The sequence below is a fragment of the Colwellia psychrerythraea 34H genome (genome assembly GCF_000012325.1).
Taxonomy (GTDB): Bacteria; Pseudomonadota; Gammaproteobacteria; order Enterobacterales; family Alteromonadaceae; genus Colwellia; species Colwellia psychrerythraea_A.
In genome coordinates this window covers 2,805,541-2,828,718 of the sequence record NC_003910.7, presented here as the reverse complement: position 1 = coordinate 2,828,718, position 23,178 = coordinate 2,805,541, and the positions used below count along the sequence as shown (strand labels likewise).

15 protein-coding genes and 1 tRNA gene are annotated in these 23,178 nt (G+C 37.5%); 8 read left to right on the top strand and 8 right to left on the bottom strand.

The genetic code is table 11. The features are described from left to right. Positions 1-8 precede the first annotated feature (8 nt). Positions 9-1,208 (top strand): putative manganese transporter, encoded by a 1,200-nt coding sequence (locus CPS_RS12085; protein WP_011043515.1) that lies wholly within the window; start codon positions 9-11, stop codon positions 1,206-1,208. 151 nt (positions 1,209-1,359) lie between these two features. Here CPS_RS12085 and CPS_RS12080 read toward each other — a convergent pair whose 3' ends face one another. The 3 genes from CPS_RS12080 to CPS_RS12070 form a co-directional block, all read right to left on the bottom strand. Then, entirely contained in the window at positions 1,360-3,186 is a 1,827-nt protein-coding gene (locus tag CPS_RS12080) for a nitrilase-related carbon-nitrogen hydrolase (RefSeq protein WP_011043514.1), read from the bottom strand. Between the two features lie 223 nt (positions 3,187-3,409). Then, positions 3,410-4,924, bottom strand: a complete 1,515-nt coding sequence (locus CPS_RS12075; protein ID WP_011043513.1) for a hypothetical protein — start codon at positions 4,922-4,924, stop codon at positions 3,410-3,412. 467 nt (positions 4,925-5,391) lie between these two features. Next, a complete protein-coding gene (locus CPS_RS12070) occupies positions 5,392-5,970 on the bottom strand; it encodes a hypothetical protein (protein ID WP_011043512.1) in 579 nt (192 codons plus the stop codon). 484 nt (positions 5,971-6,454) lie between these two features. Between CPS_RS12070 and CPS_RS12065 the strand changes: the two genes are divergently transcribed. The 6 genes from CPS_RS12065 to CPS_RS12040 all read left to right on the top strand — a co-directional run bounded on the left by CPS_RS12065 (position 6,455) and on the right by CPS_RS12040 (position 12,004). Then, positions 6,455-6,545, top strand: a tRNA-Ser gene (locus CPS_RS12065). Between the two features lie 133 nt (positions 6,546-6,678). Then, a complete protein-coding gene (locus CPS_RS12060) occupies positions 6,679-8,142 on the top strand; it encodes an acyloxyacyl hydrolase (protein WP_011043511.1) in 1,464 nt (487 codons plus the stop codon). Between the two features lie 136 nt (positions 8,143-8,278). Then, a complete protein-coding gene (locus CPS_RS12055; RefSeq protein ID WP_011043510.1) occupies positions 8,279-9,463 on the top strand; it encodes a tetratricopeptide repeat protein in 1,185 nt (394 codons plus the stop codon). After that, positions 9,460-10,458 carry a M20/M25/M40 family metallo-hydrolase gene (locus CPS_RS12050; protein ID WP_238383534.1) on the top strand — a complete coding sequence of 333 codons (999 nt, stop codon included), beginning with the start codon at positions 9,460-9,462 and terminating at the stop codon, positions 10,456-10,458. Before CPS_RS12055 ends, CPS_RS12050 begins: the two co-directional genes overlap by 4 nt. 128 nt (positions 10,459-10,586) lie before the next feature. Further along, on the top strand, positions 10,587-11,051 hold the full coding sequence (locus CPS_RS12045; protein WP_011043508.1) for a disulfide bond formation protein B: 465 nt from the start codon (positions 10,587-10,589) through the stop codon (positions 11,049-11,051). Positions 11,052-11,362: 311 nt separating this feature from the next. Beyond that, positions 11,363-12,004 (top strand): thioredoxin domain-containing protein, encoded by a 642-nt coding sequence (locus CPS_RS12040; protein ID WP_011043507.1) that lies wholly within the window; start codon positions 11,363-11,365, stop codon positions 12,002-12,004. A gap of 106 nt (positions 12,005-12,110) precedes the next feature. Here the strand turns inward: CPS_RS12040 and CPS_RS12035 are convergent, their stop codons facing one another. From CPS_RS12035 to CPS_RS12020, 5 genes are all read right to left on the bottom strand, one after another. Beyond that, the gene (locus CPS_RS12035; RefSeq protein ID WP_011043506.1) at positions 12,111-13,001 is read right to left on the bottom strand and encodes a LysR family transcriptional regulator; all 891 of its coding nucleotides are present in this window, start codon (positions 12,999-13,001) and stop codon (positions 12,111-12,113) included. 78 nt (positions 13,002-13,079) lie between these two features. Beyond that, on the bottom strand, positions 13,080-13,220 hold the full coding sequence (locus tag CPS_RS24265; protein WP_274377091.1) for a Na+/H+ antiporter NhaC family protein: 141 nt from the start codon (positions 13,218-13,220) through the stop codon (positions 13,080-13,082). Further along, complete coding sequence (locus CPS_RS24260; RefSeq protein ID WP_274377077.1) at positions 13,199-14,800, bottom strand: Na+/H+ antiporter NhaC family protein; 1,602 nt, start codon at positions 14,798-14,800, stop codon at positions 13,199-13,201. The genes CPS_RS24265 and CPS_RS24260 overlap by 22 nt, the downstream gene beginning before the upstream one ends. A gap of 286 nt (positions 14,801-15,086) precedes the next feature. After that, complete coding sequence (gene gltS, locus CPS_RS12025) at positions 15,087-16,298, bottom strand: sodium/glutamate symporter (RefSeq protein ID WP_041736970.1); 1,212 nt, start codon at positions 16,296-16,298, stop codon at positions 15,087-15,089. A gap of 129 nt (positions 16,299-16,427) precedes the next feature. Then, a complete protein-coding gene (locus CPS_RS12020; protein WP_011043504.1) occupies positions 16,428-17,705 on the bottom strand; it encodes an Orn/DAP/Arg decarboxylase in 1,278 nt (425 codons plus the stop codon). Positions 17,706-18,062: 357 nt separating this feature from the next. Here CPS_RS12020 and CPS_RS12010 point away from each other — a divergent pair, with 357 nt between their 5' ends. Continuing rightward, complete coding sequence (locus CPS_RS12010; RefSeq protein ID WP_041736968.1) at positions 18,063-22,808, top strand: NAD-glutamate dehydrogenase; 4,746 nt, start codon at positions 18,063-18,065, stop codon at positions 22,806-22,808. Positions 22,809-23,178 lie beyond the last annotated feature (370 nt).

Sequence of the window (23,178 nt, the reverse complement as noted above, 5' to 3'; positions counted from 1 at the left end):
ACCTATCGATGAAATTTTTGTTTGCTAAACCGCATATAATTAAGCTGCATTCAATAAGGCTTCGGGCATTAGTACCACATTATCAGCGTATGCTTTTGCCGATTGTTATCTGTATTTTACTTATCCAGACTCAAACTCGTGATCTTACTTTAAGAGTGCTCTCTGATGCATTTTGGCAAGTCGCGGTATTTGTTGCCATGACATTGACGCTTTATCATTTATTTGCAGATAAAATTAGTCATCTGTATACCAATCATAAAGGTGAAGTAAAACCTTTTCGAGAAATAGTTACGGCAAGTTTTATGGGGGTTTTACCTGGGTGTGGTGGCGCAATTGTGGTTATTACACAATACGTCAGTGGACGAATGAGCTTTGGTGCTGTTACCGCTGTATTGACTTCAACAATGGGAGATGCGGCGTTTTTATTATTAGCGGCAGAGCCCACTACTGGTATATTTTTACTTATGCTGTCTTTTGCCGTTGGGATTATCTCTGGTAGTGTTGTAAACCGTATTCATGGGCCTGAATTTTTGCGTAATACTGTCGTCTCACGTGAGATTGAATCAAGCATATCAGCAAGTAAAGTAACTATTCCAAAACGTTTAAAATATCAGGGGCTTTTATGGCAGTGGCTTGTGGTTCCTGGCGCGATTGTTGGCTTGCTTATGGCTGGACAAATAGATGTTGTGTCGTTATTTCATATCAATGAAACAACCGTAATTTTAGTTGGCGCTGTCATCACGTTAGGTTTTATATTTCTTTGGGCAGCAACATGTGAAGTAACAAATTACGAATCCATAATTTCAGAAGATAAAAAAGCACAACAAAATAAAGTCTTCCAAAAAGTAGCACTTGATACAAACTTTGTAATTAGCTGGGTTGTGGTGGCATTTCTGCTGTTCGAGTTAGCTATGTTATATGGCGACTTTCAACTTGAAAATGTATTTAATCAGTTTAGCGCCTTTGCGCCGGTAGCAGGCGTTATTATTGGTATGATCCCGGGCTGTGGACCACAAATTATTACTACGTCTTTATATTTATCGGGTGCAATACCGCTCTCTGCGCAAATAGGTAATGCAATAAGTAATGATGGAGATGCATTGTTTCCTGCAATAGCTTTGTCACCTAAAGTCGCATTTGTAGCGACTATATATTCATCCATCCCCGCATTATTAACTGCCTACGGTTACTATTGGTTATTTGAGTAACGCTATAATTGTTAAACTAGAGGCTGTTGAACTTTCGCGGTTAAGTTTTGTTCGAGATAAAAGCGCTGTTAGCCTAATCCTTCGGACAGTATTTAATCCTGATTCAAAAGCTTAAAATAAGGTCTTATTGTATGGAATGATTATGATCTACTTAAACTTTGCTACAGGCCGCAATAGGGTGAACAACCGCTTTGGTGATTTTACCGTACTGAAGTTTAACGAGAGGTTGGTTGATATAGCCAGTAAATTGTCTTGTTCTCCACTGAGGTAATAAAGCTGGGTCGGTCGTTAAATTAGCAATTAACCCTGTTGATTTCTGTTCTTTTACTTTGTTTTTACCATAGATATTGTCACTCGTGTTATCGGCTGCTAATTGGTGAGCGAAGCTTTTTTCACGACTTGCTGCCACAATGCAAATTCGATTTTCAGCAGCGCGGGATAACAAACTATATGCAACCTCGCTTGGCTCTTGAATATCAAACGGGACCAGTAATACGTGGATGCCATGTAGCGTCGCAACCTTGACTACTTCAGGGATGTTAGCGTCATCGGCTGTTAGCATGGCAATAATAATATTGCCTTGCTCTAAGGGTAATTCGATAATAGTTAATTCATCACCGAGTGGAGTCCATTGATACCTTTGGCAAAAATGTAACTGCTGCTGTGTTGCCAATAAACCATGCTCATTGATAAGCACCGCCTGATGGACTCCTTCAATAATCAAACTAGTGCATACGTATTGAAAAGGTCTTAGCACGGCACTGACTTGTTCAATCAGCTGCTTGCTCAAGCTTTCAATCTGAGCTCTTTGCTCAACCTCATGGGTGATTGTTTTATCTGCAATAAAGAATAATTCAGGTAATTGAATAATGTCAGTAACATTATTCTCAATATACTGACAAACATCTTCAATGGCTTGCTCGTTAGACTTATATGTTGCAAATATTGCAACATTAGCCGTTAATGGCACCTTATCAGTACTCTCATACTGTGGCGCTCCTTTCGTATTCTCTGTTTGCCTTATAGCTTCTGTTAGCGCTTGATAAAGCTCAGGGCGCAACTGTTTTGAAAACTGTGTGCCATCAGGGCGGGATTTGTGATTTAGCCCGACATTTGATTGAATTTCTGTTTCAGTCATCACTTCATTTAAATCTATATCAGCAAAAATAAAACCTTCTTCATTATGAGTGAGCTTCGCTAGTATTTTGCCATCAGGAGCAATTATTTGGCTTTGACCAGCACCAAGGTTAGTAAGATTAAGATCTTCTTCCATTTGTTCTGATGGTATTAATACGGCCACTTTATTTGCCGTAGCTACAAATACATTGTTTTCAAAAGCTCGAGCTGGGTCATGTAAACTGCTTTGATCTATTGCGAAGGTATTAATTGAATTACACAGTAATTGCGCACCATTTAAGGCTAACTCCCGTGATGCTTCAAAGCTCATGCTATCGTTACCAGTAAGCAGTCCGAATTTACCAATAGGGGTTATTACAACTTCAGGCTCTTTACTCACGCTAGTGAAAAAATCACTTTCATAACCAATCAACGTTTGTTTATCCGTTTGATTGATGAGATCTCCAAGTGGGGAAAATAAGCATGAAGTGACACTAATGTTAGATTTAAACGAACTGTCTTGCTGAGTATCCGGGATATTGCGGGACTGGTCACGTCGTAACGTGACGTTGAGCACAATATAACAAGCATGTTTTATCGCTTGCTGCGCTATGGCTTGTAAAAATTCACCCTCAATCGATAAAGCTTCATTCCAGGCCTGATTATGGTCGACGTAACAAGATTGACTCTTACCTAAAGACGCATTACCAACCTGAGCATTAGAAAAAAGTGTATTACAATATTCAGGAAGAACAATCACTGACGGTTTACAGGTTGCCGCCTTATTTATCATACGAACGCAGCTTGCTAGATTTTCTTGGGAATTCGAAGAGGTGGCGAACTGAGAAACGGCTACTCGCATGATTTATATTTTCCAGATAACTAATGATGGTTTGAATTTAGCAATGTGAAAGCATGATGCTTTATCGATGGGATTTTACATGAAAAAGTATGGTTGAGGCTATTTTAATGGATTATTTATGAGGTAAGTACAGGCTGTCTATTTTTCATCCAAAATGGATAATCGACAACCTTTTACTGAATACACAGGATGTGAGTTTATTCTCACCTCCTGTGTTTAATCATTAGCCTTCACAGGTAACCCAAACCACCCCATCTACACTGCATTCAAAGAGGATAGTGTTGTCTTCTTGTTTAATTGATTTGACCCAGTTATTTTGATTATCTTTGTCAATAATAATGTTGTCGTATTCTAGGCGTTTACGCCAGTAATCGGTATCAACAAGCACATCTTGCTCCCAACCAATGGCAAAGGAAGACATGTGGCTGATTATCTCAGTAGCAGCTAACATGTCGCTTTTGTCTTTTATGTTGATCCAATCAGGTAGAGCCGTGAACTCTGCGTTTTGTTCTCTAAAGTAAAAGTCAGTAGAGTAAGTTGAATTTCCTTCGGTGAAGCGGTATGAGTAGCTACGTTCATAAGGATTTTCTAGATTATCATTTGAGCATTCTTCTATTGTTGCAAATGATACTGTGGGTACGATATTACTTAGTTCATACAGCACGCTGTTTTCTTCGAAACTGACACGTTCTACATTGCCACAACGATAAGAGTTATCATCGTTACGATAGATATCTTGACGAACACGTAACCATCCTCCAACGTTTTGATCGCCCCAAGGTTGTCCGCTTTCATGAAACTTAGATAGGATTATATCAACCTTAGAGAGTGATTGATCGTCAGCAAGTTTTACAAATTCTGAAAAATCTTCTGTTTCAAGGAAAATAATTTCATCGCGATACCACGCATCTGTGAATCCCAGCTCTTCATCTCTGACTGCATCTTGGTACACAGTGACGCGTATTTCAGCTGCGTCAGGGTAAATTTTTTCAAGCTTTTTCTTGTGTTTATATGCTGCTTTTAGACCTTTGACGATTGATTGAGCATGGTCATACGTTTCACTATCTTTAGAGGCGATAAAGTCGGAATATATTTGCTCTTCTGATAGGTTGTAGTGCTGCACCAAGTTAAGCATCACATTTTCAACTTCATTTTTTATTTCGTTGCGAAGGGCACTATCTTGTTTAAGTTGGTCACAAGTTAAATTGCCTTTACCGCTAGCTTTTAGTTGGCGTTTTAGCTGTCCCCAAATAACCGTGGTGAGTGGTGAAATGTTGCGGATATCATTATCAGATATTGCTTCGATGGATGGTGGGAATGACATTTGGTAAGCTTCAGTAACTTCACCGAGGTCAAGATCCATCGCGCCTACGGGAACGTCGACATAAGTGGTTGAATACGGGACACATGCTGCTTGATCTTCAGAGAATTCAAAACTGTAATCACCGGACTCACCTGATACGGTAGAGGGTTCTGTTTGTTGGTCATATTTTCCATCCCCATCAAAATCTAACCAAACGGTTGCGCCGACGACATAGCCATCAATAACTTTTCCACTTGATCTAATAGTAGTCTCAGAGGGGAGTGGCGCGGGTTCTGCTATAGGCACTGGTACTGGTTTTTCTACGGTATCCGGTGTTAGTAGTACCTCTGGGGTGTCAGAGCCACCACCGCCGCACGCGGTAAGTGAGAGTGCGAACACTGATGAGATGATTAGTTTGTTATTGTTATTAATCATGAATGATTGTCCCTGTTAAAATAAATTCCATAAAGCAGTTTGTTGTTTGAAACCTTGTCTTGCGCTATGAGCACATTTTATTCGCTGCAGCTGTGTCCTTTAATAAAGGAGCAATTGGCTTAAAATTATTAATTATCGCCTTTTAATAAGCGATAAATTTGTAAAGTATAATTTCAGCTGAACGTTATAAGAAGACATTAATCTTTTTAGATACTTAGGTCAACTATGTCTCAAATATGGTCCGAAATATGATCTGATTTCTCTGTGAATTTTAAAAATTTATTTCAAGGTTGATACAAGAACAGACATCATTAGATTTAAGCGTGGGGAGGGGGAGGAAGATAAATTAGTTGGTGTTGGAGGAAAAACAGTGAATGACATTAATTTCATTCACTGTATACACTAGCTAAGCTACCTAATGCCTTTAGTTACTTTTCATCAAGGCAATAGGCATAAGGTTGCTAGTTTTACTCAGCATTTTGCACTACATCATCGGTAAAATCAGTTGGCCAAAATTTATAACCTTGCACTGTCGCTTGAGCTGCTGCACCCCATAATGCTGATTGATAGATTCTTACCCCATCAACATCATAAGAAGTATTCGCTGCGGCTTGTCCACCTTCCTCTTCGTGCTTTGCACTCGCTTCAGCTCGAGCACCGGCATCCCAACCTTCTTCTTTAAAACGTCTTAACGCTTCAGCACTACTATAAGCATAAACAAAAGCTACTGATTTAAAACCAATGCCAACACCAACACCTAACGATGCAAAGCGATAAAACTCTGACTGTCCATTCTCTTTAAGCACACAAACACCACCACCAGTAGATGCGGCAAATAAATAACTATCACTACCGGTACAAACCAAATAACCTAAGCTTTTACTTAATACACCTTTAGCTGTTGGATGATCTTCATAGATTTGTTGTAGCGCTTCAGACGTTTCTTTAACGGCATTTTTCTTTTTATCAGCAGGGGTATTACCCGTAGCACAACCCAATAATAAACTGGTGGTTACGCCGGCCAAAATAAGATTTTTTACTGTCATTTGTTATACCTCAAGAGTTATTTGTAAATCAGTTTTTTATTATTTATCTTTTTTAGTAAATCAATAAATTAATATAGGATTAATTTATTGATAAAGATATGTTTTTACTTAATTTAAAAAATTCATAGACTGACAAATCACTTAGTAATAAGGAAATGGCATGATGGAGCACAACATATTATTAAAGGTTGGGGGGAGTGCCTGCATTACTTCTCCGTGATAAAACTATTAATATAATAACGGATGCTTTATTTACGTTTTAGCTTGCTAAACGATTGGCATGAATAAACCTGTTAACACTCCTGTGTAACAATAACACCGTGAAGTGATGATTTTTAAGACAACTTGTTATTAAAATACGCTATTTATGTGTTTATATAACTTTATTTAACAATTTTTAGATTTAACGCTTTACAAATAGAACACCAGTATTTAGAATGCGCCCACTTTTGAGGAATAGCAAAATCTTTCTTTAAAGTAACTTGGTGAGATGGCTGAGTGGTCGAAAGCACCGGTCTTGAAAACCGGCAAGGGTTTGTAGCCCTTCTAGAGTTCAAATCTCTATCTCACCGCCACATTCAAAAAAGCCGCTAACTGAAAAGTTAGCGGCTTTTTGCTTTTATGATTTTATAAAAGTGATATAAAAAGCTATTGCTGATTATAAAGAGATTGAACATTGTTAATACTTAAGGACTGCGCGTGATCATTATGGATACGAATAAAACTTCCAGTAAGGCTAATACACAACATATTAAACGTATTGCTTTAGCCGTATCACTCGTAACATCCTCTTTATTACCTTTTCACTCATTTGCTCAAGCAGAAGCCAGCCAAGACATTGAATCGCAAGTACCTGTTAGCTCACAGCAAGCAGAAACTGATGTAGCGCTGAGTCCCGCAATTACCGTTGAAAATCTTGATGAAATTTATCGAGAAATGGCGACTAATACCCGTTTTGAAAATTTATCACCCGCAGATGATTTTTTCGAATCCCCTTATCAAGTGTCTATTTTTTCGAATCCAAATGGTGAGGATAGTGACAGGCTTTGGTCTCAAACTAACTCAATTTTTGCCTACGGTTTTGGTGTTATCGGTTTAATTGCTTTATTACCAGAAGATATCTCAAATTGGGATAAAGAAGAAGGCGTTTTTAATAAGTGGACTGAGAACGTGAAATCTGGCCCTGTATGGGACAGAGACACGGGCATGTTAAACCTGATCGGTCATCCTTATTTTGGTGGTGTGTATTATCAAGTAGCCCGTAAGTCAGGCTATCGTCAGTGGGATTCATTCGTATACGCAACGATTATGTCGACCTTCTACTGGGAATACGGCATTGAAGCCTTTGCTGAAGTACCTTCAATTCAAGATTTAGTCATTACCCCTGTACTTGGTTGGGCCTATGGTGAGTGGGCATTTAATACCGAAATGGATATTAGAGAAGACGGCGGTGATGTTTGGGGCTCAAGTATTTTGGGTAGCACTGCATTATTCTTTCTCGATCCAGTTGATAGTATGAGTGTTGGTATTAACAACATGTTCGGTAAAGAAATTATCAGAGCTGGTACTGGTTATGTAAGTTTTAACGAAATCCCTTACGGTGATGCAGGTCAAACAGATAGTCAAGTTAGCTTCAATATTTCCTTACAAATGGGTGATGGCGGTCATTACTCGCCAAGTACTGCCAAACGTTCATCAAGAGCTAGAGATCCTATTGATACTGGTATTATTGGTGTTAGTTATGGTGTGGGTCAGACAGAGCTGGATGATTTATGGGAAGTTGAGGGTGACACTACGACTGAATACAGTTTAGGTTTATATTTTACCCGTCAATTTTCAAGCAGAGTGACTTACTCCAAAGGTAAATTTACCGACGGTTTCAGCCCTGCAGAAATTAATTATGAAAACTATAGCTTAGACAGTCAATTCTATTTTAATAGTGAAAGCGACTTCAGACCTTACCTAACGACAGGTTTTGGTGAAACGTTGTGGAAAAAAGACATAGAAACGAAAAGGTTTCAAGTTAATGCGGGTGTGGGTGCACATTATAAGCTTAATAGTAACTTTGCTTTACAACTAGATTGGCGTTTTTACCACAGTACAAATGCTAATACCTCGGATCATAATACTACGTTACGTTTTGTCTATTTCTTAGGTAAGGGCGAAAGATAATCGCTCAAACTTCGTTGTAAATTAAGTATTAGTTAGTGCATAAATTGTAATTAAATATGAATAGTTAGTTACTCAAGTAGCAACTTATTATTTTTTATAATAGGCTTTGATCATTCCTCGTGTTAATGGAGTGGTTATGAAAAGCAATTTATGTAGTCTTTTATTATGTATTCCACTTTTACTTGCTTGTCAAAGTAATCAAAACCTCCATGTTAACCAAGCTAGCTCGCCAACAGACTTATACTTAGATTATCAATACCTCTCTTTAAAACCCATTCATATCGAAACAGAACAAGAGATATTTCAGCTCGACGATGGCATGCGTGCCATGGTTCAGGATAAATTAGGTAATAACCTAACCACCCAGCAAAAAGCGCGAGTATTACTTAATCACCTGTTTAATGAAGAGAGTATCGCGTTAAGTTACGACGGTAATGCCAATGTTACCGCACGGCAGGCCTACCATAATAAATTAGCTAATTGTATGTCACTCACCATCTTAGCATATGCTTTAGCTGATGAAGCGGGCATGAACATTAGCTTTCAAGATGTTGATGTTCCTGAATATTGGGTACGGAATGGCCAATATAGTTTATTAACAGGTCATGTGAATTTACTGGTAGAAGAAAGTGATGAAGTTAATAAGCGCGTCGTTTGGGGAGCAAGAAAAATTCGAATCGATTTTGACCCTTTTGTTGCAAAGAAAAGCTTTCCCTCTCACACTATTGAAAAGCATACATTACTTGCTATGTTTTATAATAATAAAGGGGCAGAGGAGATGCTAAATAAAAACTACCCGCTGGCCTACCAATATCTTAAAAAAGCGACCATTACCGATAGTGATTTTTCTTCCGCTTGGGGAAATTTAGGGGTTTTATATAAACTCTCTGGTCATTACGATATGGCGGAAAGTGCTTATAGTCATGCTATTAGCCTACAAGGTGATAATCTTACCTCACTCGGTAATCTAGCTTTGTTGTTTACCATACAAGGACGACCTGAGGAAGCACAAAAAATAGACGCATTTATACACAAAGCACGTGTTAAAAACCCTTACTATCATGCATTACTTGGTAATGAAGCTTTTTTTAAGCAGTCCTATCACCAAGCGATAAAGCATTACAAGAAAGCTATTCAACTTGATGATGAACAACATGAATTTTACTTTGGCTTAGCTAAAGCTTATTACAAGCAAGATAAATTAGCGTTATCTAAATATGCTATGAAAAAAGCGGTGGCGCTAACAAAAACGAAAGATACGCAGAAGCAATATATCGCGAAACTTAATTTCCTTAAATACCATGAGACAACTAATCATTGAATAGAAGTATAATATCTTTGCTATTCCTAAGCCTGCTGTATGTATCAATAGCTTGGAGTAGTCCTTGGCGAAGCTCAGTACAACTATCACCAGTTATATCTGACAAAGACAATTTATCAGTGCTTGAGCACTTAAAAAATTTATCATCAGATCAATTTTTAGGTCGTAAATTTGCTAGCCCAGGCAGTATTGAAAGTCAGGATTACCTTGTTTCTGCGCTTAAGGCTCTCTCAATACCCGCATTTAACAACCAATATCGCCACCACTTCAAACAATCAACTCTATTTCAGTCCAAGCAGGGCACTAATGTCATTGCTTGTATACCGGGTACTCATCAAAAAGACGAATACATTGTATTAACTGCTCATTATGATCACCTTGGTACTAAACGTAATAAAATCTACAACGGCGCAGATGATAATGCTTCAGGGGTAGCAGCTTTATTGCTCTATGCTGAATTACTTAAGAATAGTCCATTGAAATACAGTGTTATTTTGTTATTTACTGATGGCGAAGAAGTTGATTTGTTAGGGGCTAAAGCTTTCATTGCTGAGCAGAAAAATATACTCAGTAAGATTAAAGTAAACATAAATCTAGATATGATTGCAGGGAGCAAGAAAACTAAAAAATTACGTTTTTTAAAAAAGGATCTTGCACAACTACTTTCAAGTCAGCAACTTGATGAATTAACTCAACTTCAACATCACTTTAAGACTAACTCAGTTATTCACTTAACGCCTGGTTTCAGACGTGTTAAAAGCGTAGGCTCTAATGTCAATCGAGCAAATTGGCTCATGGCAAGTGATCATGGTGTGTTCAGTAAAGCAGGGATCCCTTTTATATATTTTGGTGTAGGTACTCATAAAAACTATCATAGTGAATTTGATGATTATGCCAATATTAATCAAAATTTCTATTTAGCCGCCATTAATATCATTTTTCAACAACTCGTCTATATAGATAATGCTATGTATGAGGGAGTAATACCTGATTGATTTGGTCAATTATCTGACTTAAAACAAAGTTAACGATAATTTATTGTAAAGCTACAAAAATGATACAGATGACAACCACTAAAATTAGTTACACTTAGCGCTCATTTATATTGAACAGATAAAAGCAAATGAATAATTTACAAACAGCTGGCGCTGAGAATAATAAACCATGGAATTTACTTTTCTTCGCATGGATATTAGCTACAAGTGGCACCTTAATCAGTCTATTTTTTAGCGAAATAGTGCAGTTACCCGTTTGTGTGTTGTGCTGGTATCAAAGAATTGCGCTTTACCCTTTAGTGATTATGCTGCCTTTGGCACTTTTTCCTTTTGATGTAAGCATTATTCGCTACGCAAGCCCATTGGTTATCTTTGGCTGGTTTGTTGCACTATTTCATGTGTTAGTTGTTGCAGGCATTATCCCAGAAGCGGCACAACCCTGCGTTCTTGGAATTCCTTGCTCTGAAACCCACTTTAATTTACTTGGCTTTATCAACATCCCGGTGATGTCATTGATTACATTTTCACTGTTAGGGCTGTTGTTATTTCTTGCTAAAAAATCATTCATTCAAACTAATAACAAAAACACTTAACAGAACATATACCCAAGCTACCTGAAGATGCAGGTTTCAGCTGGAATTAGAAATGCCTTTAGGCAAGGCATTGATTGAAGAGAATAGTTATTCTATTGTCGAAATCAATAACGTAGCATAAAGCGTTTCTAAACCAGCCCTGCGGGGACGTCTGAGCAAACCATGTTATTCATTGCCTCCTTTTTTAAGGGAATAACCCTTAATAAAATGAGGCGCCTTGATCATGAATTGCTCAAGCGTCCTGAAACACGCATCTTCAAGTGGCTTGGGTATAAACTATAAATTCACTAGGATCTTTACTCGGAATAATCATGAATAATAAAACTATTTTTATCAGCGTTGCCGCATTTATCGGCGTCATATTTATTGCAGCAGTTGGGGTTTACAAAAGCCAACAGCCATCAACGGTAGCTAGCGAACAATTACCGGCATTAGAACGTATTGGTGCTCCCTCTAAAGGTGGTAAACAAGCGAAAGTGACTATTGTTGAATTCTTTGATCCCGCTTGCGGTACTTGTAGTCAATTCTATCCATTAATTAATAACTTAGTTAAGAAATATCAGGGGAAAGTTAACGTGGTTATGCGTTATGCGCCATTACACAAAGGCTCAGATAATGTCGTAAAAATGTTAGAAGCTGCGCATCTACAAGGAGAGTTTTGGCCGGCGCTTGAATTGTTATTTGCTAACCAACAGCGCTGGGTTGAACATCACGTATCAAACCCTACCCGTGCATTAGCGGGTATAAAAACGCTAAATGTAGACCATGACCAACTTGATACCGATTGGCAGAGCAGCAACATAGCAAAAATTATTGCACAAGATATTAAGGATGGACAAACATTAAAAGTACGAGCGACACCGCAGTTTTTTGTTAATGGAAAACCTTTAGTGGTGTTTGGTTATGAGGAGCTTGTTTACTTAGTAGAAGAGGCGGTTGCCGAGGCCTATTAGTTAATATTCATTAGCAGATAATTTAAACACAGTATCAATACAAGCATTTAATGTACTGTGTTTTTTGTCTCATGATTTACATTATAATTATATGTTTTCTTCGTTATTATTTTGAATCGTCAGAAAACTCTGTAGTTAAATAAGATAAAAACTCTTGGCTTACCTTAGACAAACTTTTGTTTTCTAGATACAAAGCTTTAACAGGAAATGTTAATGGTGGATTAAAAGATGCAATAGCCGTATTGTCCGATAAATTACCTTCAGCGGTAAAACGATCTACCACGCAAATTCCAACACCTTGAGCGACAAGCCTAGCGGCAATAAAATAGGTTTGTACTTTTATTAACGCCTCTAGACTGATGTTGTCTTTCATCATTCTGGTCCATAATAAATCTGCCAACGGCCCACTGTCACCAATATCGATATATTCAAACTCTTTTAGTTGGTTTAAGGTCAACTCTTTAGGACAATCTGGGAAGCTTACTTTTGGATAAACAATGACTAATTCTGACTGAGCCAACTCAATTGAAGTTACGCCAGGCATGACATTGGGTGCAAATAATATTGCTAGGTCACATTTATGTTCTAATAAGGTTTGCATTACCGCATCGTTATGCACGGTTTGTACGTTGAAGTTCACCTGATGATGTTTATGGTGGTATTTTGCTATTGCACTAGGAATAACATCAAAACCTAATGCAGGACTACCGGCAATATTTATTTGGCCGTACTCTGATTTTTTTATGTTCTCTGCCGTATTTTTTATCGAACGCATCTGTTGGTATATCTTATCAACTTCATCAAAAAGCATTTCGGCTTCATCGGTTGGAGTCAAACGGCCTTTGACCCGTTCAAATAAGTCAAAACCGAGTTGCATTTCAGCATGAGATAGCACTTTACTAACAGAGGGCTGCGAAACGTGTAATATTTTTGCTGCATTAGTAATTGAGCCAGTGGTGTAAATTGCATGAAAAATCTCAATATGTCTTAAGCGCATTTTTATATCCTAAGTTGGTTAGGGGTAATTTATTATATATACCCATGAAACTCGCACCTTGAGTATCATGGGTATAGCTTAGGCAAACAGGTAAACGGTTAATGTCCATAAACAAGCCGCACATGTTGCGGCAAACGTTGCAGGAACTAACTGCGATTTCACATGATCCATTAAATCACAACCTGTGGTCATCGCACTCAGTATAGTGGTATCTGAAATTGGCGAGCATTGATCACCAAATACACTGCCGTTAAGTACCGTAGCAAAACAACCATCATAAAAAGTTCGGGGTTAGCAAGTCCTTGAGACTGACAAATAGCCCAGGCTAAAGGCATGGCTAACGGAAATGCGATGGCATAAGTTCCCCAACTTGTACCTGTAGAAAAGGCAATAACCATAGTAATTAATTGTAATATCAGTGGTAAAGTCCAAAAAGGTAATTGCTCGCCAAGTTGTGAAACCAAATATAAACCACCGCCTATTTCTTTACTAATACTGCCTATAATAACGGCTAACATTAATATCACCGAAGCAAGCACCACACCTTTTAAACCATTACCAAAACCATCAATTACGTGTGTTAATGACATGCCTTTTGCTAATGCGATACCTGCTGATAGTAATAAAGCAGTCCCAAAAGCCCAATTAATTTTAGGTGAGCCTAAAAATATAAAAGTGAATACAGCAATCGATATTAAGGTGACTAACGGTAAAATAAATTCTAAAACATGAGGGGTATATCCTGAAGGTACATCACAGCTGTGTAACTCTTTAGCACTTAATGGTCTTGCACCTATAGCATCTAGCTTACCTGTTGTTAGAGCTCTTTGATGGGCGTCTCGAATTCTCTTACCTGAAAAGGTGGTGATATTTAAGCTTAATAGTAAGGTACCTAGTACGGCAAAGATGGCATAAAAACTAAAGGGGATACTACTAAAAAAGAAATTTAATCTATCCGATTCAGTCGCTAAAAATGATACCCCAGGAACAAATATCAATGCTTGCACATAGGCTGGCCAAGCATTAAAAGCAATAATAGTGGCTATAGGGGAGGCAGTAGAGTCGACAATATAACTCATCTCTTCATGGCTTACATTGGCTTTATCCGCTAAAGGTCGAACAGTTGTACCCACTAATACGGTGCTCATAGTGCCACCCTGAAAGAATAAGATGCCAAGTAACCAAGAAATCACTTTCGCTGAACGCGGCCCTCTAACAAAGTGAAGTGTCATATAGTTAGCAAAGGCTTGTGCTGCACCTGTTTTAGACCAAATACCTAATAACCCGCCCAATAACCATAAATAGAGTAACAGTAACGCTGCGGTGCCTTCTTTGGCCAAGTTAGGAATGATAACGGCATCAGTTAAATCATATTGACCTAACATTAATGAACCAACCACTATACCACTAAACAGTGAGGTAAGTGGCTCGCGGGTAAGTAAGCATAAAACAATCGTGATAAAAGCGGGTAACAAAGACCAAATGCCAAAATGAAAAGCAGGCTTTAGCAGCTTTAATTTATGTGCTTTATCTTCAACCCACTGTTCTTTTAGTAGAGGTTCTTCGTTTAGCTTATTTAAGTTTTCTTGTTTAAGTGGTGATTGTTGATAAGGAACAATACCTGAAATAACAACTTCTTTACCCTTGTATATATATGCAGGATTACCTGAGTCTGTTTGGTAGGTATCAAAAACATAAGACTGCTCTAGCCAGGTTTTATTAACAGAATTACCGACAAATATTGCAGAAAAAATCCCTAAAATAATAATTATTAAGGCAAGAGTATTATTTTTACTCATTAATGAAAGCCTCTAAGATAAGGATTCTGTTATGTATAATCATTTGAATACCTTGTTGGATCTCTAATCCATAAATAAAAATTCAGTGGGCAAATAATATAAATTTTATTATTTTAGTTCTATCCTATAACCTAAGGTTATAGGATAGACTTGAGTAGATAAAGGAAGTAATGATTTTTATTTTATTAATTTTTAAATAATGGTAATTGATATTTGGTTTTTACAGCAGTAATAAGTAGCTCTAAAAACCACTGACTTAGTGAAATGATGGCTGTTCATTAGTAATTTATGGACTGACAAAAGGAAGGCTTAAGTAGAGTTGAATAACCAAAGCATTGGTAATATCAATAAAGAATGCACCAACTAACGGAACGACTAAAAAAGCTTGTGGTGACGGCCCATGCCTTGCGACAAGAGATTCCATATTGGCTACTGCTGTAGGCGTTGCACCTAAGCCAAAACCGCAATGACCACCGGCGATAATAGCAGCATTATAATTCTTGCCCATTATTCTAAAGGTAACAAAATAAGCAAACATCATTAACATGACTGTTTGGATTAAAATGATCACTACCATAGGACCTGCTAAGCTCGCTAATTGCCAGACTTTTAATGACATTAATGCTAAGGCTAGGAAAATAGAAAGCGCCATCGTTCCCCATAAATCTATACAAGCTCTACTGATGGTGTAACGCTTAGATACTTCACATAAATTGGTGGCGACTACGCCAAATAACAATGGCATTAAAAAAGCGGGCAGTACAATATCAGCAGCTTTTAAATTAAGATAAACGATATGGCCAACCGTCATACATAATAAAATGATAAATAAGGTTTCCATCATTTTTTTGGGGGTAACTAAATCATGATCCTCTGGATTGAATGTTATCGTGTCATCAAGTTCCTCATGATATTCATCTGCTTTAAGATTATAACGAGTAATGAGCCTTTTACTCACTGGACCGCCAACTAAGCCGCCTAAAACCAAGCCCATTGTCGCTGCAGCCATGGCCAATTCAAAGATGTTAGCAGGCATATTATATTCTGTAATGAATAAATCAGCGTAAGTTGCGCCATTACCGTGACCACCTGATAACGTCACTGAACCACCAATTAAACCCATTAAAGGGTTCATTCCAGTGCCGATTGCGATTGAAACACCGATAGCATTTTGTACGAGTAAGTACACGGTTGCCACACCTAGAAATAAGACAACTTTTGGGCCGCCTTTTAATAATAGTGAATAACTAGCACCTAAACCTACGGTGGTAAAAAATACCGTCATCAGTGGATTTTTAAAACTCATATCAAAATTAAAATGAATGTCAAAAATAGAGTGGGCGATTGCTGCCAATATTGAAAAAATAATGCCGCCAACAACGGGCTCTGGAATGTTGTTATTTCGTAAGAATGAAACTTTACTATTACAATAATACCCTGAAAAAAGAATGATGAGTGCTACCACGAGCGTTTCAAGAATACTGATATTTATTTCCATAGCTAAGCTCACTTTATTATTAGTAACTCAAAAATTAGGCTCTGCTTTGCTGTAAATTAAAACAAAGTGAACCTGATTGAGTATTTTTAATTGAGGTTTTATTTTTATGCTTTTATCGAATAAGAATCGTTACATTTTGTTTAGCACATCCTCTAGAGATTCACCTTGGCGGATACATTCGATTGTTAGATCATCATCGTGACCAGCTACGGTATAGATCGCCACTCTAGGTAGGCTGTTATAATCAAAATGATTAGTAAAGTAATAGCCGCCGGTATCGTGCACCATGACATAATCATTGCTCTCTAGTTTTGGCAAAGGTTGATTACTACAAATAAGATCACCGGCAAAACAACACGGACCTGCCACATCGGTTGTGACCACTTCTGATGTTTGCGCGGTTCTTTCTTCACCCTTTGTGGTATAGCCAGTCACTCTTATAGGCCATGATTTAGGTAAAAAAGCAGTGCGAGTAATGATTTGTGCACCCGCATGCGTTGTTGCAATATGGCGTCCACCAGAATTTTTTGTATATTCAACTCGAGTGATAATAACGCCATTTTTAGCAACAATAGCACGTCCAAATTCAGTTTTTACTTGGTACTTATCGGTAAATAATAACGGGACTTCGGCTTTTAAAATATCAGCATAATCTTTGAAACTTGGCTTAATTATTTCCGAACTAAAATTAACTGGTAAGCCGCCGCCAATATCTAATCGTGTTATTTGTTGGAGGCCGACCAGAGAATTGATTTCCTCTGCAAGTTCAGTAATTATTTTAATCCCCTTTGCCATTAAAGATAATTCACAGCCCTGAGAGCCAGAGTGCGTATGAATGCTCTTTAACCATGGACGTTTTTTATAAATACTGATGAGTTCATTACGATTGTCACCATCTACTAAGGCGTAACCAAATTTAGAGGTTGCTGTGGCTGTGCTCGTTGACCCTATTTTTCCGCCCCCAATTTGAGGATTAACACGAAAACCTATTATTGATGTACTTTCAGGAAATTCAAGCATTAGTGCATCAATACGCTCAAGTTCCTGCAAGTTATCTATATTTAACGCGATTCCTTTTTTTATACAGGTTCGTAAATCCTGCAGTGTTTTTGCTGGAGAATCGAAGATAATATTTTCAGCTGTAAAACCCGCGGTGACAGCTATTAATAGCTCTCCAGGACTTGCTACTTCAGCTCCCATGCCATATTCACGTAAAGGCTCTAGAACTTTAACTAATGCATTAGCTTTGACCGCAAAGGTATGAAAAAAATTAGCAGGAAAAGCGGCATAGGCGTCATTCACAGTTTTTTTCAAACCATCTAAATCCATTACGCCAATAGCCGTTAAATTGTGATCAATAACGTGTTCATTAATAGCCGTTTTAATTATGTTTTGCTTTCTGTTCATATTGGTATCTTTTAAATTAAGGAAACATGCAACTGTTGTGGTAACAGGTGATTCTTTGTCGATACCTTTAAGATAAGGTAGCAAGGTGTAAATGGATAATAGTTAATCTTTGCTAGGTAATAACTTTGGGTTATGTGCTTAAGTCGCAGGTGATTAAGTACCATAAGTTGCTGCTAAGGCATAAAAATTTTGCTACAACATTTGGTTATACCCTCAACAAAGAAATGAATTTGCCAGTAAAAGCGGCAATAGCTACGCTTTTACTTACACCAACTGGATTCATTAATAAACCATTTGGTGTTAGCACCTTCTCCCTTATGAGAATGGCTCTTATTATACCAATTAAGGCAATTTATTGTGACTGTCACTACTGATTTAGAATTATGTCGTTTTATAAATGAAAGCTACCAGGAAGCAGATATTATTGCTTTTGAACGATTCTCTCAGCAAATGTTTAACAGCGCGCTCAGTGCTGATTTAAAAACGCTTTCAATGGTACAGCGTTATCAAATGGCCTTGTTATTATGGCAATCTTTTTGTTGTCGTAGTACAAATGAAAATAAAGTTGTTATTGAAAATAGAACACAACAAGATGCGTTAACTGATGGGGCAGTTATATATATTATTACTGATGACAAGGCTTTTATTGTTGATTCAATCTCAGCGTTATTAATGGCACATGGCTATAAAATTAATATGTTTTTGCATCCAGTCGTCAATCGAAGTCAAATTTTACAAGGCAAAGAACAAACGGATAATGTTTCTCCAGACGAGTCAATTTTATATATAGAGCTTACTAACCAACTAGGACCAAAGGTGATAGGTGAGCTTGTCGAAACAATTCAACAATTGTTGGCTGATATCGCTAAAGTGACTCGAGATTGGCCGTTAATGATGGCCAAAAGTAGAGGGATAAATCATCAGTCGATGGAATTTAATGATATTGATGCCGAAAACTTTTTAACATGGCTTTGTCAGGAACATTTTGTTTTCCTTAGTTATAATTCAATAACTGTAAATGCTTTTGGTAACGCGATACCTGGAAAAGATTCTCTAGGTATATTTAATGATGATGCTGAAGTAAGTAAACCTGCGTTAACACTTACTAGTGCAGAATTTAAACAATTAATTGCCATGAAAAGTTCACTGAAAGTCAGTAAGTCATTAGTAAAATCAACTATTCATCGGCATGACTACCTTGATTTGGTCAGTGTTAAGGAATTTTCAAATGATGGAAACCTAACGGTTATTCATCAGTTTTCAGGTTTGTTTACTCAAGTTGCTAATAACCTCCACCCTAATAAAATCCCTTTTCTAAATGCTAAGTTAGCACGAGTCTTACAACAGCTTAACCTGAAATTGGATAGCCATGATTATCGGAATTTCATCCATATTCTTGCGGTTTTACCTAAAAGAGAATTATATGAAAGTAGCGTTGAACAACTACTTGTTTTAGCGAAGGGCATACATAACCTTAACGTAGGAAGTAATTCTGGTGTTTTTATCAGAGAAAATGACTTTAATGAACAAATTTCCGTGCTGGTCTTTGTTTCTAAAGATGCATTTTGTACCGATTTACGTGATGAAATTGAGGACGAATTATCCAAAGCCTATCAAGGTGAAATCTTATCTCGTCGTTCAATGCTTAATGATAATTATCTAGCGCAATGGCATTTTATTGTTAAAAAAGGTGCAAGTCTTACTCATGAAATAGGCACCGCAGCGCTGATTGCTAGTATTGAAACTAAAACGCAAAGTTGGAATGAAAATTTAACCGCGATGATTTCGCAATTATGGCGGGGCCACCAAGCAAGCTTGTTATTGAAGAAATATAGTAGTGCTTTTTCAAAAAGCTATCGAGAGCACTTTTCTCCTAAACAAGCTATCGAAGCGATAAATAACATCGAGTGTTTACATGGTGATAATACTCATCAGTTTCAAATTTATCGTTCAACACAAAATAAAAGTGAGCTTACCTTAAATATATATACCGTAGAGAAAAGCATTGCGTTAAGTGACTCTATTCCTATTCTAGAGAAGTTTGGTTTTAGACCTGTGGATGAATTTAGCTTTAAAGTCAGTTGTTCAAATAGCGATACTCGTCGCAAAGTTTATAGTTATACCCTTGAGTACCCCAATGAAGATACAAATATTGACGTTATAAAAATAAATCTTGAGCACGCATTGGCGCAAGTTTGGACGGGCAATATTGAAAGTGATGGTTACAACAAGTTATTACTTGGTGCCAATCTTAACATCAGACAAATTGTCGTTATCCGTGCATACGGTAAATATTTACGTCAATTAGGTCTTGGTTACTCTGAAGAGTACTTCCAGCAAGCCTTGATTAGTTACCCTAGTATCGTTCATGGCTTAGTCAACTTATTTGAAGCACGTTTTGCACTAAGTGACCAAGGTATTGAACAACGAAAAGCAGTAACTGAGCTCATTAAAGCTGATCTACTGCAAAGCTTAACTACCGTCTCAAAAATAGATCATGACAGAATTTTACGTAATTTTATCGCCGCTATCTCAGCAACAGTAAGAACTAACTTTTATCAAACATCGTCTACTGGTGAAGCAAAAACTTATTGCTCCTTTAAAATACGCAGCGGCGAAATAGATGATGCACCACAACCGAGACCTTATGTAGAAACCTTTGTTTATTCTCCTCAAGTTGAAGGGGTTCATTTAAGGTTTGCTCCCGTTTCTCGGGGTGGTTTACGCTGGTCTGATAGGCAAGAAGACTTTAGAACTGAAGTATTAGGATTAGTAAAAGCGCAGCAAGTTAAAAATGTTGTTATCGTGCCACAAGGCGCTAAAGGTGGCTTTGTACCTAAGCAACTACCCGTTAACGGCTCGCGTGAAAGTATTACTAACGAAGCGATTAGTTGTTATAAGCTTTTTATCTCTGCATTATTAGACATCACTGATAATAATACTGCTAACGGAATAGTTAAGCCTCAAAATGTTGTTTGTTTTGATGATGATGATAGTTACCTCGTTGTCGCTGCAGATAAAGGTACGGCTACTTTTTCTGATATTGCTAACAAAATAGCTAATGATTATGGATTTTGGCTGGGTGATGCGTTTGCCTCAGGAGGTAGTGTTGGCTACGACCATAAAAAGATGGGTATCACTGCCAAAGGAGCTTGGGTATCAGTACAACGGCATTTTAGTGAGATGGATATTGATGTCCAACAAGATGAAATCAGTGTGATTGGTATTGGTGATATGTCTGGAGATGTCTTCGGCAATGGCATGTTATCTTCAAAAACGATAAAACTGGTGGCTGCTTTTGATCATCGCGATATATTTATCGATCCAAATCCTGATAGTGCCTTGAGTTATGTTGAACGAAACAGGCTTTACCACCTTGAGCGTTCATCGTGGCAGGATTACGACAAAGCATTAATTTCTTACGGAGGGGGTGTTTTTAGTCGCTCGGTCAAACATATTGAATTAACGACAGAAATAAAACAATTACTTAATATTGATAACCAGATAAAACAGGTGTCGCCAGATGAATTAATTCGCCAAATTTTACGGTGTCAGGCCGATTTACTTTGGTTTGGTGGCATTGGAACTTACGTCAAAGCCAGTACTGAAATTAACACCGAAGTAGGGGACAAGGCTAATGATCTATTACGCATCAATGGCAACGAATTACAGTGTAAAGTCATTGGTGAAGGAGGGAATTTAGGTTGTAGCCAGCTTGCCCGAGTAGAGTTTTCAAAAGGCGGTGGTAAAATTAATACCGATGCAGTTGATAACTCAGCAGGCGTTAATTGTTCAGACAGTGAAGTGAATATCAAAATATTGCTTAATGGTTTAGTTGACAATAAAAGCATGACAAAAGCTGAACGTGATCACTTGTTAGAGACAATGACAGACGAAGTTGGCGCTATGGTACTGCGTAATAATTATTATCAAGCGCAAGCGTTAAGTATTGATGAGGCGAACAGTCAGTCTCACTTTGATAGCTTTACCCGTTTGAGCCAATACTTGGTTAATAGTGTCGGGCTAAACCGTGAATTAGAATACTTGCCCGATGATGAAGAGCTACAATCGAGAAATTTAGCACAACAAGGGTTAACTAGACCTGAGTTAGCGGTGTTGATGGCGTATTCAAAAATGGATGTGCATGATGCTTTATTAGAAGAAAAAAAATTATTAACGGATGATTATTTCCAAAAGTACTTATTATCAGCGTTTCCTGATGTGTTAGCTAATAAATATACTCAATATATTCTCAGCCATCCTTTAGCACAACAAATTATCGCTACTAGTGTCGCTAATGAAATATTTAATCGTGGTGGAATACATGCAGTAAGAGAGCAGACAGGTGCGACTATAGCCGAAATTGTTAAAGCTTTTATTATTGCGAAAGAAGTTTTTTCACTTGATAATATTTGGTCTGAAATTGAGTCATCACATGGGAACGTCTCGGCACAAGTACAAATTAAGATGATGATAGAGGTGCAACGATTTTATCGTTTGATGGCTATCTGGTTTATCAACCATTCCAGCTCAGGTGATAGTATTGCTACTATAGTGCAGCGTTATTCACCTGGAATAAACACCCTACAACAACTCAATGGTGACGAAATTACTTTACCTTTTTCGCCTGTTGATGAATCACTGTATCAACTTAAGAGTGAAGTGGGCGGTCTAGTGTTAGTGGATACTATTCATCAATTAAAAGTATCGAGTGTGGTTTTTTGCGACATTGTTAAAACGGCTTCAGAGCTTAATTTATCGGTGACAGAAATTCTTCCTTGTTACTGTCAAGTAAGTAAAATCCTTGGTCTTGCTTGGTTAATTGAGCAAACGGAAAAAGTGCAGGCAAAAGATCATTGGTCAAGGTTAGCGCGTTTTAGTTTGTTACTTGATTTGTTAGAGTTTAGGGAAAAACTAGTCCATAGGGTGCTCAAGAATAACCGAGAGTCAACGACTGATATTGCTATTGAACTATGGGCAACAAGTAAGAAAATAGAATTAAATAGAGTGCACAGAGTATTGGATGATTTAAAGGTTTCCGGTACGGTACACATTGATAAACTCTATTTCGCCAATCGCCAACTAAAGGCTTTAATCGCTTAACTCTTAACTTTTAACAACTGCAGCATCATTAATTATCTATCATTTGCTTGTTACAGGCAGTGATAGGTAATGATCACCCTACAATGATTTTATCTGTCACCTTTAATTCTTCGCTTTCTTAGTTAAATCAATAACTCATTCTACTATTTTATAATAGTTTTCTATAATTTAGCTGAATAAGGTTAATTTTTCCGCTAAAGATAGCTTTAATATACTTAGATAAAATTCAGCCTATAACCCTAGGTTATAGATAAGCAATAAAGGGTCAATTGTTAAAGCTGTAATTTAAGTTCATGGTTAAGGTGAATGAAACGTAACTAAATGATCAGGTAGCTAATAACCTGACAATTATAAAACAAGCTAAATTACA